Origin of the sequence: Candidatus Moranella endobia PCIT (assembly GCF_000219175.1) — a bacterium.
Taxonomy (GTDB): domain Bacteria; phylum Pseudomonadota; class Gammaproteobacteria; order Enterobacterales; family Enterobacteriaceae; genus Moranella; species Moranella endobia.
Genome location: NC_015735.1, coordinates 207,219 through 223,566 on the forward strand (window position 1 = coordinate 207,219; position 16,348 = coordinate 223,566).

A 16,348-nucleotide genomic window follows, 5' to 3' on the forward strand; every position below is an offset into this window, starting at 1 on the left:
ACAATCATGATCAAAAGCGAGTATCAATTATCCTAACTAACTATTGATGAAGTTATAGTAAAATTTTTGGCGTCTACCAGGCAAATTCTGGTGCTATTGTAATAAATAATTACCTCGCCGCGAGGAAAGGCAGCGGGCGTGTATAATAACCCCATCGAGCAGGATGCCTGATGTACGTTAATAATCAAAAAATTTTAAAGATTATCAAATATGACCGAATCTTTTGCTCAACTATTTGAAGAATTTCTAAAAACCATTGAAACCCGTCCTGGGGCCATCATTCGCGGTACCGTTGTCTCAATTGCGAAAGACGTAGTTATAGTTGACGCTGGCCTAAAATCCGAATCCACTATTCCTATTGAGCAATTCCGCAATACTCTGGGTGAGCTGGAAATAAAAGTCGGCGATTATGTTGACGTCGCACTGGATGCAGTCGAAGATGGTTTCGGCGAAACGCTATTGTCCCGTGAAAAAGCCAAACGCTATGAATCCTGGTTGATGCTGGAAAAAGCGTACGAACAAGCTGCCACCGTGATTGGTATCATTAACGGAAAAGTCAAAGGTGGGTTTACCGTAGAAATAAACGGTATCCGTGCTTTTTTGCCTGGTTCGCTGGTCGACGTACGTCCGGTACGTGATACTCTGCATTTAGAAGGAAAAGATCTTGAGTTTCAAGTCATCAAGCTTGATCAGAAACGTAATAACGTTGTGGTTTCCCGTCGTGCAGTTATCGAATCTGAAAGTAGCACTGATCGTGATCAGTTGCTTAGCAACCTGCAGGAAAGCATAACAGTCAAAGGAATCGTAAAAAATCTTACCGACTACGGCGCATTTATTGATCTTGGTGGTGTTGATGGTTTATTGCACATTACCGATATGGCTTGGAAGCGCGTGAAGCATCCGAGCGAAATAGTGCATATTGGCGAAGAAATAACTGTAAAAGTACTAAAATTTGATCGTGAGCGTACTCGTGTATCCCTTGGTTTAAAACAACTCAGTGAAGATCCATGGATCGCTATCGCGAAACGTTATCCGGAAGGAATACGATTGATTGGAAAAGTAACTAACCTGACCGAATACGGCTGCTTCGTTGAAATCGTAGAAGGGGTTGAAGGCTTAGTGCACGTATCAGAAATGGATTGGACCAATAAAAATATTCATCCATCAAAAGTTGTTAACGTGGGGAAGATGGTGGAAGTAATCGTTCTAGATGTCGACGAAGAACGTCGTCGAATATCACTAGGCATGAAACAGTGCAAAGGCAACCCTTGGCAGAAGTTTGCTGAAACCTATAAAAAGGGCGACCGTGTAGAGGGTAAAATTAAGTCAATTACCGACTTTGGTGTTTTCATTGGCCTTGATGGTGGTATTGATGGTCTAGTTCATTCATCTGATATCGCCTGGAATGTAATAGGCGAAGAAGCCGTGAGAGAATACAAGAAGGGTGACGAAATTACTGCAGTAGTTTTACAAGTTGATGCTGGGCGCGAACGTATTTCTTTGGGAATAAAACAGCTAGTAGAAGATCCATTAAATCACTATCTCTTGTTACATAAAAAAGGCACTATTATTAACGGTACCGTTACAGCAGTTGACTCAAAAGGTGCAACAGTGGAATTAGTAGGTGGCATAGAAGGGTATCTACCATCTTCTGAAGCTTCGCGTAACCATTTAAATGCTATGCTTCTACCGAGTGTCGGCGAAGCTATAGAAGCTATATGCACCAGTATTGATCGCAAAAACCGCGTGGTAAGCTTATCAGTTCGTGCCAAGGAAGAGTCGGCAAAAAAAGATATAAGTAACTTAAACAACAAACTAGCAGAAGGTAACTTATCCAATGCTATGGCTGAAGCATTTAAAGCTGCAAGCAAGGGTGATTAATAACAACAGTTGAATAGAGGTAACTATGTTCCCGAGGAAATTTCGACAATGACTTATGTTAATATTGGAACATGATAGCATGGGGCCTAGGTAAATCTACATGCTTCATACAATAATACCCAATACCAGTATTTAGCACTTTGCTTTAACAAATTAGCATAATAAGATCAATCAGCAACAGTTATTTTACAGGATAAAATATGGTTCTAGTAACTCGTCAAGCCCCCGACTTTACCACTGCCGCTGTGCTCAGCACGGGTGAAATCGTTAATCAGTTCAATCTGCGATCATATATCAAGGATAAAACAGCAGTTATTTTTTTCTGGCCGATGGATTTTACGTTTGTTTGCCCATCAGAATTGATTGCGTTTGACAAACGCTATGCAGCATTCCAAAAACGTGGAGTAAAAATTATCGGTGTATCTTTTGACTCAGAGTTTGTACACCACTACTGGCGGCAGATACCAACCGAAAAAGGTGGCATTGGACCAGTAAAATACCCAATGGTAGCTGACATCAAACGTGAAATTATTAAAGCATACGGCATTGAACATCCTGATACCGGTGTTGCGCTACGTGGTTCGTTCCTAATCGATAAAAAAGGAATTATCCGCCATCAGTTGGTTAATGACTTGCCATTTGGCCGTAATATTGACGAGATGATTAGAATGGTTGACGCTTTACAATTCTATGAAGAAAAAGGCGAGGTATGTCCGGCACAGTGGACAAATGGCCAAGAAGGGATGGAAGCTTCACCTACAGGTGTTGCCAAATATTTGGCAGCAAATATCACTAAGTTGTGATTAGATTAAGCTGTTAGTGATAATATTTTTTTGTATTGTTTTGTAAATAGTTAATTGTATTCATGAGTTAGTTAATAGTTAATTGGCGCAGCATACGTCGTAATGGTTCTGCTGCGCCCCACAATAGCTGGTCGCCAACGGTAAAAGCCGAAATATACTTAGGTCCCATATTTAATTTTCGTAACCTGCCTACTGGCGTTTTTAATGTTCCTGTTACTGCAGCTGGCGTTAATTCTCGCATAGACAATTCACGGTCGTTAGGCACTACTTTCACCCAGTCATTATGGTTTGCAAGTAATTGTTCGATTACTGCCAATGGAATATCCTGCTTTAGTTTCAGCGTAAATGCTTGGCTATGGCAGCGTAGAGATCCTATACGTACGCATAATCCATCTACCGGAATTGCCTGACTGATATTAAGAATTTTGTTGGTTTCCGCCTGGCCTTTCCATTCTTCACGACTCTGACCATTTTCTAGCTGCTTATCTATCCAAGGTATTAAGCTACCAGCAAGAGGTACACAAAAATTATCAATCGGCAGGGTACCGCTGCGGGTCAATTCGGTAACTCGACGCTCGATATCCAGAATAGCCGATACTGAATTCTGTAGTGGTTTAGCTACCACATCGTACAATTGCCCCATTTGTAACAATAGTTCACGCATATGGCGGGCGCCACCGCCTGATGCTGCCTGATAGGTGGCAACTGATACCCATTCAACCAAATTATTGACGAACAAACCACCCAGTGACATAAGCATTAGGCTCACGGTGCAGTTACCGCCGACAAAATTTTTAATGCCACGATCCAAACCCTGTTGTATCACTTGCTGGTTGATTGGATCTAGGATAATAACCGCGTCATCGCTCATACGCAACGTTGATGCCGCATCTATCCAATATCCTTGCCAGCCGCTTTTACGCAACCGTGGATGGATTTCGTTGGTATAACTACCTCCCTGGCAGGTAACAATAATATCTAGCGCACTTAGCGCCGCTATATCCTTGGCATTCTGTAATATACCTTGCTTACCATTGACAAGCGGAGCTAGCTGACCACTTTGGGAGGTAGAAAAAAAGACTGGTTGAATAGCGACAAAATCTTGCTCTTCATGCATGCGTTGCATTAACACTGAACCAACCATACCGCGCCAGCCAATAAAACCAACCTTTTTCATAGTTAAATATCCAATCTTAGAAGTTGCAAATGATTACGTTACTGCTTAGTAAAATTAGCCATTAAACTATATAATAGAGTAAATAAATGTTACAAGTGAAAGTTTTCGTCATTTTAAATCTTTTTAAGACATTGTTATGCTCGAAAGTTATAGTGTGTCCCCGTCACTACTACTGGCATAGACGTCATAAATGAGTTAGTCAGATGATATATGTCTGTATTTCTGTGCTAAAATAGCTGTAGCAGAATCATCCACCATTTATCATTCTCCAGTTAATACTGATAGCATTGCTCTTAAGAGCAATGCTATCAGCCTGCAAACTAAAAACCATATTGAAAGAATGTCATACGTTAATTACGATATGATAATAATTAGTTTAGAAAAAATTCACCTGTGATGAATAAGGTACTTGCAGTTCAGCTATTTATATTTATTTGCTCACTGAACTGTAATGTAAATAAGGTCACAATGTCTTGTCTATGATAACTAAACAATACATAAACTAGCCAGGTGCATGCTACTCTAATCCTGGTTTATAATGTGCGCACCAATATACTGCTAGCTAATCGCTGGTAACAAAACTCATCCTATCATTAGTAAAGTGTTGCTACTAAATAATCTTCAGACTATAAAGTTACTGATGAAGCGTTACCGGTTATAGTGAAACTAAGCTGCATAGGAGTCATTATTAACTATGAATTTAAGCTGCATTCGATTGGTAGTAGGCATAATTATTAGTGTAATAACCATGTATTACGGTTATCGTCTACTTGATAAGTAACAAGATTTTGCCAAGAGCATAGTCAACTATACCAATCTTACTAAGAGCTAACAAGTAATATAACTACTGGCTAAAATAGCCCATGCTTAAAGTAATTTAGAGCAGTAAATCACAAATAACTACAATCAAATTGTCTAGCTTGACTAGCGGCGCAACAAATATAATCTATTCTGCTATCATCTACCAGGCATATGAGAAAGTGCCAGACCAGCAGTTTGCTACAATAGCGCTATCCAGGACCTACTAGTGTCTTAGCTTGTAGCAACTAGCATGTTTTATTCCAGGCAATGGCAATTATGATACCGGCAAAAATGCCTGAACCAGGGTATCTAATCTGAACATGAACGAGTTAACGGTATAATGAAAACAGCACTTCTATTTAATGTATTGGCGCTCAGCATCGGATTAAGCGTAATTCCTGTGTCGGTACCGCGAGCAGCGGTGCCAGTCGCAAGGGCTCGGCCGTCTATACCCAGTTTGGCGCCGATGCTGGCTAAAGTTCTTCCCGCAGTGGTAAGCGTGCATGTAGAAGGTTCACAGCAAGTCCGCCGTCCTATGCTACCGAAGGAGTTCAAATACTTCTTTGGTCCCGACATACCGGGTGGTAACAGCGGCACACGACCGTTTGAAGGGCTTGGTTCAGGAGTAATCATTAATTCAGCTAGGGGTTATGTTATTACCAACAATCATGTTGTCAACGGTGCTGAAAAAATAAAAGTGCAGATCAATGACGGTCGTGAATTCGACGCTAAGTTGATAGGACACGACGAGCAAACCGATCTTGCTTTGCTGCAGTTGTCCTCCCAAAAAAATCTCATAGAGGTGATTATAGCCGATTCTGACGCTCTGAAGGTAGGAGATTTTGCGGTAGCGGTAGGTAACCCGTTCGGTATTGGTCAGACAGCAACATCAGGTATTGTATCTGCTCTTGGCCGCAGTGGCCTAAATTTAGAGGGACTGGAGAACTTTATTCAGACTGATGCATCCATCAATCGCGGTAATTCCGGTGGTGCACTGGTGAATCTAAACGGTGAGCTAATAGGCATTAACACTGCCATTCTAGCTCCGGGGGGCGGTAATATTGGCATTGGTTTCGCTATCCCCAGTAATATTGTTAAGAACCTGAGTCAACAATTAATGGAATATGGTGAAGTAAAACGCGGCCAGTTGGGGATTAAAGGCACGGAGATGACTGCCGATATCGCTAAAGCTTTTAATATAGATGCTCAGCGTGGCGCATTCGTCAGCGAAGTATTACCAAATTCAGCTGCTGCTAAAGCTGGTATAAAAGCTGGCGATATAATTATTTCGGTGGCAGATAAACCAATTCAAAGTTTCGCCGAACTACGGGTTAAGGTAGGTACAACTGCACCAGGCAAAACCATCAAACTTGGACTATTGCGTAATGGCAAGACTAAAACAGCGTTAGTGATACTGGATGATAGTGCGTCCGCAACCACGAGTGAAGATATTATCACCCCAGCGTTAAAAGGGGCTTCTCTTAGCAACGGTAGATTGAAAGACGGCACCAAGGGCGTTCAGGTAGAGGATATCGTGAAAGACTCACCAGCTGCCGCTATCGGATTACAAAAAGGCGATGTTATAGTCGGCTTGAATCGTGAACGAGTACAAAACCTGGCAAAACTACGCAAGTTGTTAGAGGCCAAACCGGCAGTAATGGCACTAAATATTGTACGCGGCGAAGCAAATATTTTCCTATTACTGCGCTAATTTTATGAAAACTGACTCCTATCTAGGTGTCAGTTTTACTGCTGTTTGTTTACTAATTCTACATTATACTTGTTTATTCCCCTGCGTTCAGCAATGGTTTATTGTTGTTATAACTATTAAACTATTATTAATTAGTGGTACTACCGTTAGTATATATAATTAACAAATACAAGTCCTCGCTGTCTAAGACACGGTAATACGATCGTATGCATATGTCTCCATTGTTAAGATCAACATCGCAACATTTTATCACTTGTTGCTATCACGCTGCCACTCTTCAGGAGTATAAGCTTTTATCGATAATGCGTGGATGCGATTATCGGCAATATATTCCATCAGCGGCAAATAAATCATCTGCTGTTTTTTAACTAGGCTCATACCAGAGAACTGTGCACTGACCGCAATAACCTGAAAATGGCTACCATTGCGACTTATGTGTACTTCTTCCAGTACCAGAGCTTTCATCAGTACCTCTTTAATTGTACTTATTTCCATATAAAAACTGTATTTTAGAAGCAAAAAATAGACTGTTATCTTAGCGTAATCCATAGCTATCGGAAAGATGTAAAATCAACAAACAGTTTTTATGAGGGTATTATTATCATGGTTCACTCCAGTGTTGCTAAAATGCACATAAGATGAAGTACTGGTTCAGTCAGACATTGCAAGATCTGCTTAAAGTATTTTGCAAAAAAAATGGCGCTAAGTAATTTACAATACAACAAACGCATCGGTAATAAGAATATTTTTATTGACTCATACGGCTATAATAGTAGAATAACTGAGAGTTAGCTATAAGCTACGTTTAAGCATGTAATAAGCGGGAATAGCTCAGTGGTAGAGCACAACCTTGCCAAGGTTGGGGTCGCGAGTTCGAGTCTCGTTTCCCGCTCCAAGTTTCTGATCGCAGAAAACACAGCATATCTTAGTCAGTTTGTTATTTAGTTTAAACTATGGCTAATTGATCTCACCATGCGATGATTTTCAACAGTTCCCTCTACTCCACACTCCACTAGGTGAGTTGCTAATGAATGTCGAACATTATTATTATCCTTCCAAAAAGCATATTATTGCTGCAATTATTGTAATTTAAGCAACAACTGACAGTTGTGCGTTTGTCTTTTCCTACCAACGACGCTGCAGAAGATTTCTTGCTTCAAGCAGCAGGTTGCCATTACTCTATTGTCTGACATACATTAACATCGTTCTGCCAGTAGCCATGGAACACGCAATATTTTGATATGTTGCGATCCCAAACAATGGATAATTGGCAAGCATAAATTAGAAAGCAAACAGCAAATAAAGAAAGAGAACATTAAAGGCAAAAACAAGTAACATGGCAAAAAAAATCCAAGCAATTCGTGGCATGAACGACTATTTGCCAGAAGAGACAGCATTCTGGCAGAGCGTTGAGAAAATGCTAAAAGGCGTTTTGGCAAACTATGGTTACAGTGAAATTCGCTTACCTCTCGTCGAACATACCAAGCTCTTCCAAAGAGCAATCGGTGAAGTTACTGATGTAGTAGAAAAAGAGATGTCTAACTTCACCGATCGCAACGGCGATAGCCTGACACTGCGGCCGGAAGGAACAGCCGGCTGCGTGCGCGCCGGGATTGAACACGGTCTACTGTACAACCAGGAACAGCGGTTCTGGTATATTGGTCCAATGTTCCGTTACGAACGACCGCAAAAAGGTCGCTACCGCCAGTTTAACCAGCTTGGTGCTGAGGTATTTGGTCAGCAGGGGCCAGACGTTGACGCCGAGCTTATTCTGCTAACCGCCCGCTGCTGGCGTGTGCTTGGCATCAGCGAACATTTGTCACTAGAACTAAATTCCATTGGATCGATTGAGGCGCGCACTTGTTACCGCAAGGCGTTAGTAAATTTTCTCGTCAAACATGAAGAAAGCCTGGATGAGGATTGCCGCCGAAGGTTGCACACTAATCCAATGCGAGTGCTGGACACGAAAAATCCAGATATCCAAGTGCTGCTTCAAGATGCACCGGTCATGATTGATTATCTTGACGATGATTCCAGCGCCAAATTCTGCGGTTTGTGTCAAATGATCGAACTTGCTGGCATAAAATATCAGGTTAATCCACGCTTAGTACGCGGCCTTGATTACTATAACCAGACAGTGTTCGAGTGGATAACCACCAGTCTAGGTTCGCAAGGTACCATTTGTGGCGGCGGCCGTTACGATGGTCTAGTAAAACAGTTGGGCGGTCACGCCACACCAGCCATAGGTTTTGCTATTGGCCTGGAACGACTGGTTCTGCTGGTGCAGTCTGTTAACCCTGATTTAGTGGCAAAACCAAGCATCGACATCTACCTGATTGCGGTAGGGGATAATATCCAACATTCAGCGCTGCTGTTAGCGGATAAGTTACGTGACTATTTACCTTCCCTACGTATCATGACAAATTACGGCGGCGGAAGCTTAAAAAAACAATTTGGCCGCGCCGATAAGCAAGGTGCCCGCGTAGCGCTGGTTATGGGAGAAAATCAGACGGCGAAACAACACATTATAGTTAAGGATTTGGCTACTGGTAACCAAGAAACTATTGCACATAGCGATGTAGTTGTGCGGCTTACATCGATTTTTGGTGAAGTATAATACTCTTGTTCAATGCTACACTGATAACAAACAGAGGAAGCTAGTAACTAATTTTGAGACAAATGATAATAATAACCAAACAAGAATAATACGTAATGCCAATAATTATATAATTATGTCTTGCTGTCCTATCTGGAACTAATGCGGTAAGTTTAAGAGCATAGTTATTGGTTTTGCTGCATCAACTGCACATGTTATTTTGGCCAGTGTGCAACGACGGTAGCAAATATGGCTAGATAATTGCAAATATCAACAATGTGTAGGAACATTAGACGGCGCTAGTTGAGCAAAAGCTAGTGCGGCTCATGAACGTTGATTATTTATAAATATAGCTAAAAGGTACTACACCAAAGTGTTTAAAACTATGGTTTTAAGTCTGTTATCAGTTATGCTACTTAGCGGGTATAAATTTTTAAGTAAAAAAGAAGAGTTAGTGACAATTTTGCCGTTACCACAAGTAGAGAATAAATTTAAGCCACAGAAGATATGGAGTTATTATATTGGCAGCAACAATGGCGGCGGCGATTTTTATTCCAATTTGCAACCTACCGTACAAAATACGCGCGTTTTTGTGGCCAATCGTTATGGTTTAGTAAAAGCGCTGGACGCTGACAGCGGTAAAGAGCTGTGGGCGAAGGATCTTTCTATTTACACCGGCTGCTTTTCGCGCAACCGGCCAGCGCAGCTATCAGGTGGTGTGACGGCAGTTGGTAATCGTATTTACGTGGCTAGCGAGCTGGCAAAAGTCTATGCCATGGAAGCTAAATGTGGCAGCCTAGCCTGGGAGGTTCTGGTCGCCGGCGAAACACTGTCTCCACCAGTGGTTAGTGACGGTGTGATTTTAATTCATACCAGCAACGGCATGCTACAAGCGCTTAATGAGGCTGATGGTGCGTTGAAATGGACCGTGAACCTTGAGGCCAAAATGCTGAATATACGCGGTGGATCAACTCCAACAACGGCATGTGGCACCGCCATAGTTGGCAGTGATAACGGTCTGGTCAGTGCCGTCATGCTAAATATAGGCCAAATTATTTGGCAACAGCGCATCTCACAGACAGGCGGAGTTACCGAAATCGCCCGTATTAACGATGTACAAGCGACACCTGTCGTGGTCAACGGCTACGTTTACGCCCTTGCCTATAATGGTAACCTGGCGGCGCTGGATCTGTTCTCCGGTAAGTTAATGTGGTCACGGGAAATTGGTTCATTCACTAATATGTTAGTGGAAAACGGTATAATCTACCTAGTTGACCAAAATGATCGCGTGATTGCAGTAGATGCTAAGAACGGAATTACTAGCTGGTATCAGAGTGCACTGTTGCACCGCAATTTGACCTCACCGGTGTTGAATAAAGATTCTATTGTTATAGGCGACTCTGGAGGCTACTTGCATTGGATCAATATTGATGATGGCCGGCTCGTTGCTCAAAAAAAAATTGCTAGCGCCCTGCTAGTAACCCCACTATTCGATGGCGATAAAATTATCGTACAAGCAACTAATGGCGAGGTACACGCCATTATCCGCTAATGAATACTAATACTATTTGCTTAATGAGATTAACATCATGATACCAGTAGTTGCGCTAGTTGGTCGCCCTAATGTAGGAAAATCTACTCTATTTAATAGATTGACGCTAACTTGTGATGCACTGGTAGTGGATTGCCCTGGGCTGACACGTGATCGCAAGTATGGTCGTGCTAAATGGAAAGATAAAGAATTTATCGTTATTGACACCGGCGGTATTGATGATGACCAGATCAAAGGGATCGCTGCTAATATTGCCAGGCAAACGCTGTTGGCTATTGAAGAGGCTGATATTGTTTTATTTATTGTGGACGGCCGCGCCGGTTTGATGGCAGCAGATCTAGTTATTGCTAAGCATCTGCGCAAGAGCCAGAAAAACACGGTAGTTATCGCTAATAAAACCGAAGGTATCGCTAAAGATAGTGCAATGAGCGATTTTTATGCCCTTGGCATGGGTAACATAGTTCCTATTTCAGCTTCGCACGGGACAGGTATTAACTATCTACGAGAACAGATTATTTTACCGCTGGTAAACGCTTGTTTGCAGGTTGAAGACGCGGAAAAATGGTTGTACGAAGAGGCTAAAACAGAAACTTTGGCGGTGCAGGAAAACCAGCTTTTTAACCAGCAGTCACAGCCGATAAAGCTAGCGATTATCGGCCGTCCCAATGTTGGTAAATCCACACTAATCAACCGCCTGGTTGGCGAAGAGCGGGTTATTGTTTATGACATGCCTGGTACTACTAGAGACAGCATTTATGTTCCTATGGTGCATGATGGGCAGCAGTATCTCTTAATCGATACTGCTGGTGTGCGTAAACGTCGTAAGGTAACGGGTAAAGTTGAAAAATTTTCAGTTATTAAAACGATACAGGCTATCGAAGACGCAAATGTAGTGTTATTGGTGCTTGATGCCCACCAATGTATTTCTGACCAAGATTTATCATTGCTCGGCTTGATCATCAATAAAGGCAGGTCACTGGTAATCGCAGTCAATAAATGGGATGGTATGTCCAGCAAAAAACGCGACGTATTGAAAGAAACACTAAACAATAGTCTAGGCTTTATCAATTTCGCTAGAGTGCATTTTATTTCGGCTTTGCACGATCGTGGCGTTGGTAACCTATTTGAATCGGTAAATGAGGCGTACCAATGTGCTACCAAGAGAGTGAGCACTGCGATGCTGACACGCATTATGTATATGGCAGTGGCAGAACATCAACCGCCGTTAGTACGTGGACGGCGTGTTAAACCCAAATACGCCCATGCCGGCGGTTATAATCCACCAATCTTTGTAATTCATGGTACACAGGTAACAGATCTAACCGATAGTTATAAACGATATTTAATCAACTATTTTCGACGCTCGTTAAATATTATGGGTACGCCGATCCGTATGCAGTTTAACGATAATCCCAACCCTTTTGATGAACGGCGCAAAATATTAACACTAACGCAGCAAATACATAAACAAAAAAAGTTCATAATTGATATCAAGAAAAATAAATAAGCTGAAGCAGTAGTACTTACTGCCTCACATGTGACAGCATTAACATGCTTATTATATTATAAATATACACCGTGCTTATACTACCAGTGGATCTACTAGAGTACTTAGTACTGCTTCCACAGCATTATGAAAGTTAAAGTATTACCGTCGGTTGAAAACATAAAATAAGATATTATACCATTTATAATATCAGAATAGCGTAAGCCAATTTTTGCTGAACACCTAGCCGCTTTAAAGGTCCAACACCACAATGCTGCTATGACACATTAATCACCAAATTGGTGGTTGACTGAAAATATTTACGTATCATTCAAGTAATGTTTTATATTTAGAGGAGTGCAAATATGGCACGCGTAACCGTACAAAAAGCAGTTGAAAAAATTGATAATCGTTTTGACCTGGTGCTGATCGCTGCCCGTCGCGCTCGTCAGCTTCAGGTTGGTGGGAAAGATCCTCTAGTTGCAGAAGCAAACGATAAATACACAGTTATCGCCCTTCGGGAAATAGAGGAAGGGCTGATAAATAGCCATATCCTGGATTTACGTGAGCGTCAAGAACAGCAAAATCAGGTAGTAGCGGAGCTTAAGGCAATCACCACAATCACTGAAGGCAGCCGTTAGTTGCCGTACTTGTCCCTGCCTTATTCAACAGTATTAATTTTAAGCTATCTAGACCAATTTAAATACAGCAAATGTCTGTAAAATAATCATAGCAATGCAAGACGCATGGCTTTGAATACTATCAATCATCAGGTTGTTTTCACCACAAGCTATACTCGTAGTAGTTTGGCGAAAATTTTGCGTCAAATTGTCATTATTCCAGAGGTAATACGAATTAACCGTAACCACAATTATTTAATTCGTCGTCTATTTGGCTGGCTGGATAGCTCACCGTACACTGTAGCGAATGGCTGCACCATTGATTATAGCGGTCCAACATGTATTTTATTAAGTATAACGCGCGTTTACAAAGCAACAGAGTGCTGAGATGAACGAATGCCGCTTGTTAAACGCTATTCCGCTGAATACTATACCAGGGGTCGGTCCGCATCTATTTAGCAAGTTTTCCCGCCTAGGACTCGATAACCTGCAGGATCTACTGTTGCATCTGCCAATCCGCTATGAGGACCGTACTAAAATTTATTCTATAGGCGATACAAAAACGGGAATGACAGTAACCGTGCAGGGCGAAGTTTTGAATAGAAATATAATTTTTGGACGCAAACGTATGCTAATCTGCCACCTACGTGACAACAGTGGCGTCATTATTTTGCGTTTCTTCAATTTTAACCAGACTATGAAAACTATTTTCTCACCTGGCAAATGGGTGACAGCATATGGCGAAATCAGCCGTGGCCAACTTGGCAATGAGATCATACATCCAGAATATCATATTATCAACGATAACAGTCAAGTTAATTTTGCTGCTGAGTTAACACCAATATATCCGACCACCAATGGTATCCAACAGTCTACGCTGCGTAGCACGATTGATCAAGTTCTGAAAATACTCGATATAACGCCAGTAGCTGAATTGCTGCCACCAGAGCTTAGCTACCAGTTAATGAGTTTTACTGCTGCATTACGGATGTTGCACCGCCCGCCAGCAAATACATCGTTGAACGATTTAGCATTGGGACGTCACCAGGCGCAGCACAGGTTGATTCTAGAAGAATTGTTATCTCATAACCTGAGCATACTAGCAGTCAGGTCAAAGATGCAACAATACCCGGCCTTGCCGTTGCGAGTGGATAATATTTTGTGCCGACGCTTTCTCGCTACGCTACCATTCTCCCTAACCGCTGCCCAACAGCGAGTTATTCAAGAAATAACACAAGATATGGCGCGCAACTTCCCAATGATGCGGTTGGTACAGGGTGATGTAGGATCTGGCAAAACTTTAGTAGCGGCGCTGGCGGCACTATGTACTATTAGCAATGGCAGGCAGGTGGCGCTAATGGCGCCAACTGAGTTGTTGGCCGAACAGCATGCACAAAATTTTCGCGACTGGTTTGCTCCGCTAGGCATCAAGGTCGGTTGTATCGCTGGCAAACAAACCAGTAAAGCACGCCAAACGCAGCAAGGGGCTATCAGTGATGGTCGGGTGTCAATGGTGGTAGGTACTCACGCTCTTTTTCAAGAGCAGGTGCAATTTACTGAGTTGGCATTAGTTATTATCGATGAGCAGCACCGTTTCGGTGTCCATCAACGGTTAGCGCTTTGGGGAAAATGTGTTGCGCAGGGAGTTCATCCCCATCAATTGATTATGACAGCTACACCAATTCCGCGGACACTGGCAATGACCGCATACGCAGACATGGATAACTCAATCATTGATGAGCTACCAACAGGACGTAAGCCGGTGACGACAGTAGCTATCCCGGATACTAGACGCGCTGAAATCATTCAGCGTTTACGCCACACATACCTGCAGCAGGAGCAATGTCAAGCTTACTGGGTCTGCAATATTATAGAAGAATCAAATGTGCTGGAAGCACAGGCAGCTAAGTCAACCTGGCAAAAATTGCAAAGCGCGTTGCCCGAAATTCGAATTGGGCTAGTGCATGGTCGCATGAAAGTTCCTGAACAACAGCAGATGATGAAAGCTTTCAAGGCTGGTGAAGTACAGTTGCTGGTAGCGACTACTGTCATCGAGGTCGGCGTCAATGTACCTAATGCCAGCCTGATTATTATTGAAGACCCAGAGCGGCTCGGGCTAGCGCAGCTGCATCAGCTGCGCGGGCGAGTGGGACGAGGTACGATGTCATCACATTGTGTGCTGCTGTACAAGCCGCCACTAAACAAAATCGCCAAGTTACGTCTACAAGTGCTACGCGATAACAACGACGGTTTTGTCATTGCCCAGCGCGACTTGGAAATCCGCGGTCCAGGCGAGCTACTAGGAACCAGACAAACTGGCAAGGTCAAATTCAGAATAGCGAATATATTGCGCGATCAAGCGCTGATTCCGGAGGTACAGCGACTAGCACGGTACCTTAATCAATACCACCCGGAATTAGCAAGTGCACTTATTGAACGATGGCGGCCAGAACGTGTCCTATATACTTTCGCTTGAGTAGCATCTACTTATAATAGGCTAGCTTATCAAGCATCTATACAAATGTTATGAACCGTACCAACATGTGCCGGTAGGTCACGTCATAGTAGTGTAAGTGTAGTAAACATATCATAGTAATCTCGCATTTAACGTAAGCTACCAGTAGCTTAACTAGACTAGTAACAACAGTAAAAACAACAGTTATTGTTCGCTTCGACTATTGTATTTCTACTAGAAACTAGTATAATTAATATCCATTAGTTCGGCATGTAGCGCAGCCTGGTAGCGCACCGTCATGGGGTGTCGGGGGTCGGAGGTTCGAATCCTCTCATGCCGACCAATCAATTCCGCGACGGTGTATTTGTTGCAGTATATTGAGCTAGATCAAGTACTGTAACAGTGCCAACTTAATTTTTAAAGTTGTCAAATATGTCATCGAATGGTGTTTAGCTGTTTAGCCTGTTTAAATGAATAATGAATATTGTTTGCTTAAGCTTCAGCTTCTATCGTCTAAAACTAAAACACCTTATCAAGGGTAAAATTCTTCGCCTAGATAAACCTGTTTAACCTGTTTGTCTAGCATAATATTGGCTGGTGATCCATGGGCGATTAGCTTACCCTGGCTAACAATATAAGCATGTTCGCACACTTCGAGTGTCTCACGTACGTTGTGATCAGTAATAAGTACGCCTAAGCCGCGGTGGCTCAAGTATTTAATAATTTTTTTTATATCGATAATAGAAATAGGATCAACGCCGGCAAAAGGTTCGTCAAGCAAGATAAATTTAGGATTAGCTGCCAGTGCGCGCGCAATCTCTACACGGCGCCGTTCACCGCCTGATAGTGAATGACCAAGGAGGTTATGCAGATGACTAATACTAAATTCCTCCATCAGTGCTTTTGCTTGTTTGTTACGCTGGTGGCTAGTAAGAGCCGAACTTATTTCAAGTACCGCCATAATATTGTCAAACACACTCAAACGTTGGAAAATAGATGCTTCCTGCGGCAAATAGCCAATACCGCGGCGGGCACGGGCATGTAGTGGCAGAAGACTGATATCTTCCTCATCAATTAAAATTCTTCCAGCATCAAGTGATGTTATCCCAACTACCATATAAAACGTTGTAGTCTTACCAGCCCCATTTGGCCCAAGTAATCCCACAATTTCGCTAGAGCTTACCTTAAGGCTAACATCTTTCACCACGTGTTGCTGTTTATAAGCTTTCGCTAAATGTTCTGCCACTAATATTGCCATATATCCTG

At 42.4% G+C, this 16,348-nt stretch carries 11 protein-coding genes and 2 tRNA genes; 10 read left to right on the forward strand and 3 right to left on the reverse strand.

Annotated features, from left to right (window positions below; all coding sequences use genetic code 11):
* The first annotated feature begins 210 nt into the window (after positions 1 to 210).
* Entirely contained in the window at positions 211 to 1,881 is a 1,671-nt protein-coding gene (gene rpsA, locus MEPCIT_RS00905; protein WP_013975581.1) for a 30S ribosomal protein S1, read from the forward strand.
* A gap of 200 nt (positions 1,882 to 2,081) precedes the next feature.
* Positions 2,082 to 2,684: a peroxiredoxin C gene (locus tag MEPCIT_RS00910; protein WP_013975582.1), complete on the forward strand. Its 603-nt coding sequence runs from the start codon at positions 2,082 to 2,084 to the stop codon at positions 2,682 to 2,684.
* Positions 2,685 to 2,751: 67 nt separating this feature from the next.
* Here the strand turns inward: MEPCIT_RS00910 and asd are convergent, their stop codons facing one another.
* Positions 2,752 to 3,861: an aspartate-semialdehyde dehydrogenase gene (asd, locus tag MEPCIT_RS00915; RefSeq protein ID WP_013975583.1), complete on the reverse strand. Its 1,110-nt coding sequence runs from the start codon at positions 3,859 to 3,861 to the stop codon at positions 2,752 to 2,754.
* A 1,138-nt stretch (positions 3,862 to 4,999) separates the two neighbouring features.
* Here asd and degQ point away from each other — a divergent pair.
* On the forward strand, positions 5,000 to 6,373 hold the full coding sequence (gene degQ, locus MEPCIT_RS00920) for a serine endoprotease DegQ (protein ID WP_193352879.1): 1,374 nt from the start codon (positions 5,000 to 5,002) through the stop codon (positions 6,371 to 6,373).
* A gap of 249 nt (positions 6,374 to 6,622) precedes the next feature.
* Here the strand turns inward: degQ and ibaG are convergent, their stop codons facing one another.
* A complete protein-coding gene (gene ibaG, locus MEPCIT_RS00925; RefSeq protein ID WP_015580450.1) occupies positions 6,623 to 6,868 on the reverse strand; it encodes a BolA family iron metabolism protein IbaG in 246 nt (81 codons plus the stop codon).
* A 325-nt stretch (positions 6,869 to 7,193) separates the two neighbouring features.
* On the opposite strand from ibaG, the gene MEPCIT_RS00930 reads away from it, so the two are divergent.
* From MEPCIT_RS00930 to MEPCIT_RS00965, 7 genes are all read left to right on the forward strand, one after another.
* A tRNA-Gly gene (locus MEPCIT_RS00930) sits at positions 7,194 to 7,268 on the forward strand.
* Between the two features lie 441 nt (positions 7,269 to 7,709).
* Complete coding sequence (gene hisS, locus MEPCIT_RS00935; RefSeq protein ID WP_013975586.1) at positions 7,710 to 8,990, forward strand: histidine--tRNA ligase; 1,281 nt, start codon at positions 7,710 to 7,712, stop codon at positions 8,988 to 8,990.
* A gap of 352 nt (positions 8,991 to 9,342) precedes the next feature.
* Positions 9,343 to 10,521: an outer membrane protein assembly factor BamB gene (gene bamB / locus MEPCIT_RS00940; protein ID WP_420887217.1), complete on the forward strand. Its 1,179-nt coding sequence runs from the start codon at positions 9,343 to 9,345 to the stop codon at positions 10,519 to 10,521.
* Between the two features lie 37 nt (positions 10,522 to 10,558).
* Positions 10,559 to 12,028 carry a ribosome biogenesis GTPase Der gene (der, locus tag MEPCIT_RS00945; RefSeq protein WP_013975588.1) on the forward strand — a complete coding sequence of 490 codons (1,470 nt, stop codon included), beginning with the start codon at positions 10,559 to 10,561 and terminating at the stop codon, positions 12,026 to 12,028.
* A gap of 344 nt (positions 12,029 to 12,372) precedes the next feature.
* Positions 12,373 to 12,648, forward strand: coding sequence for a DNA-directed RNA polymerase subunit omega (gene rpoZ, locus MEPCIT_RS00950; protein ID WP_013975589.1), 276 nt, complete (start codon positions 12,373 to 12,375; stop codon positions 12,646 to 12,648).
* A 367-nt stretch (positions 12,649 to 13,015) separates the two neighbouring features.
* The gene (recG, locus tag MEPCIT_RS00960; protein WP_013975590.1) at positions 13,016 to 15,103 is read left to right on the forward strand and encodes an ATP-dependent DNA helicase RecG; all 2,088 of its coding nucleotides are present in this window, start codon (positions 13,016 to 13,018) and stop codon (positions 15,101 to 15,103) included.
* A 245-nt stretch (positions 15,104 to 15,348) separates the two neighbouring features.
* Positions 15,349 to 15,425, forward strand: a tRNA-Pro gene (locus MEPCIT_RS00965).
* 189 nt (positions 15,426 to 15,614) lie between these two features.
* On the opposite strand, the gene lptB is transcribed toward MEPCIT_RS00965, so the two are convergent.
* Positions 15,615 to 16,340 carry an LPS export ABC transporter ATP-binding protein gene (gene lptB / locus MEPCIT_RS00970; RefSeq protein ID WP_013975591.1) on the reverse strand — a complete coding sequence of 242 codons (726 nt, stop codon included), beginning with the start codon at positions 16,338 to 16,340 and terminating at the stop codon, positions 15,615 to 15,617.
* Between the last annotated feature and the right edge of the window lie 8 nt (positions 16,341 to 16,348).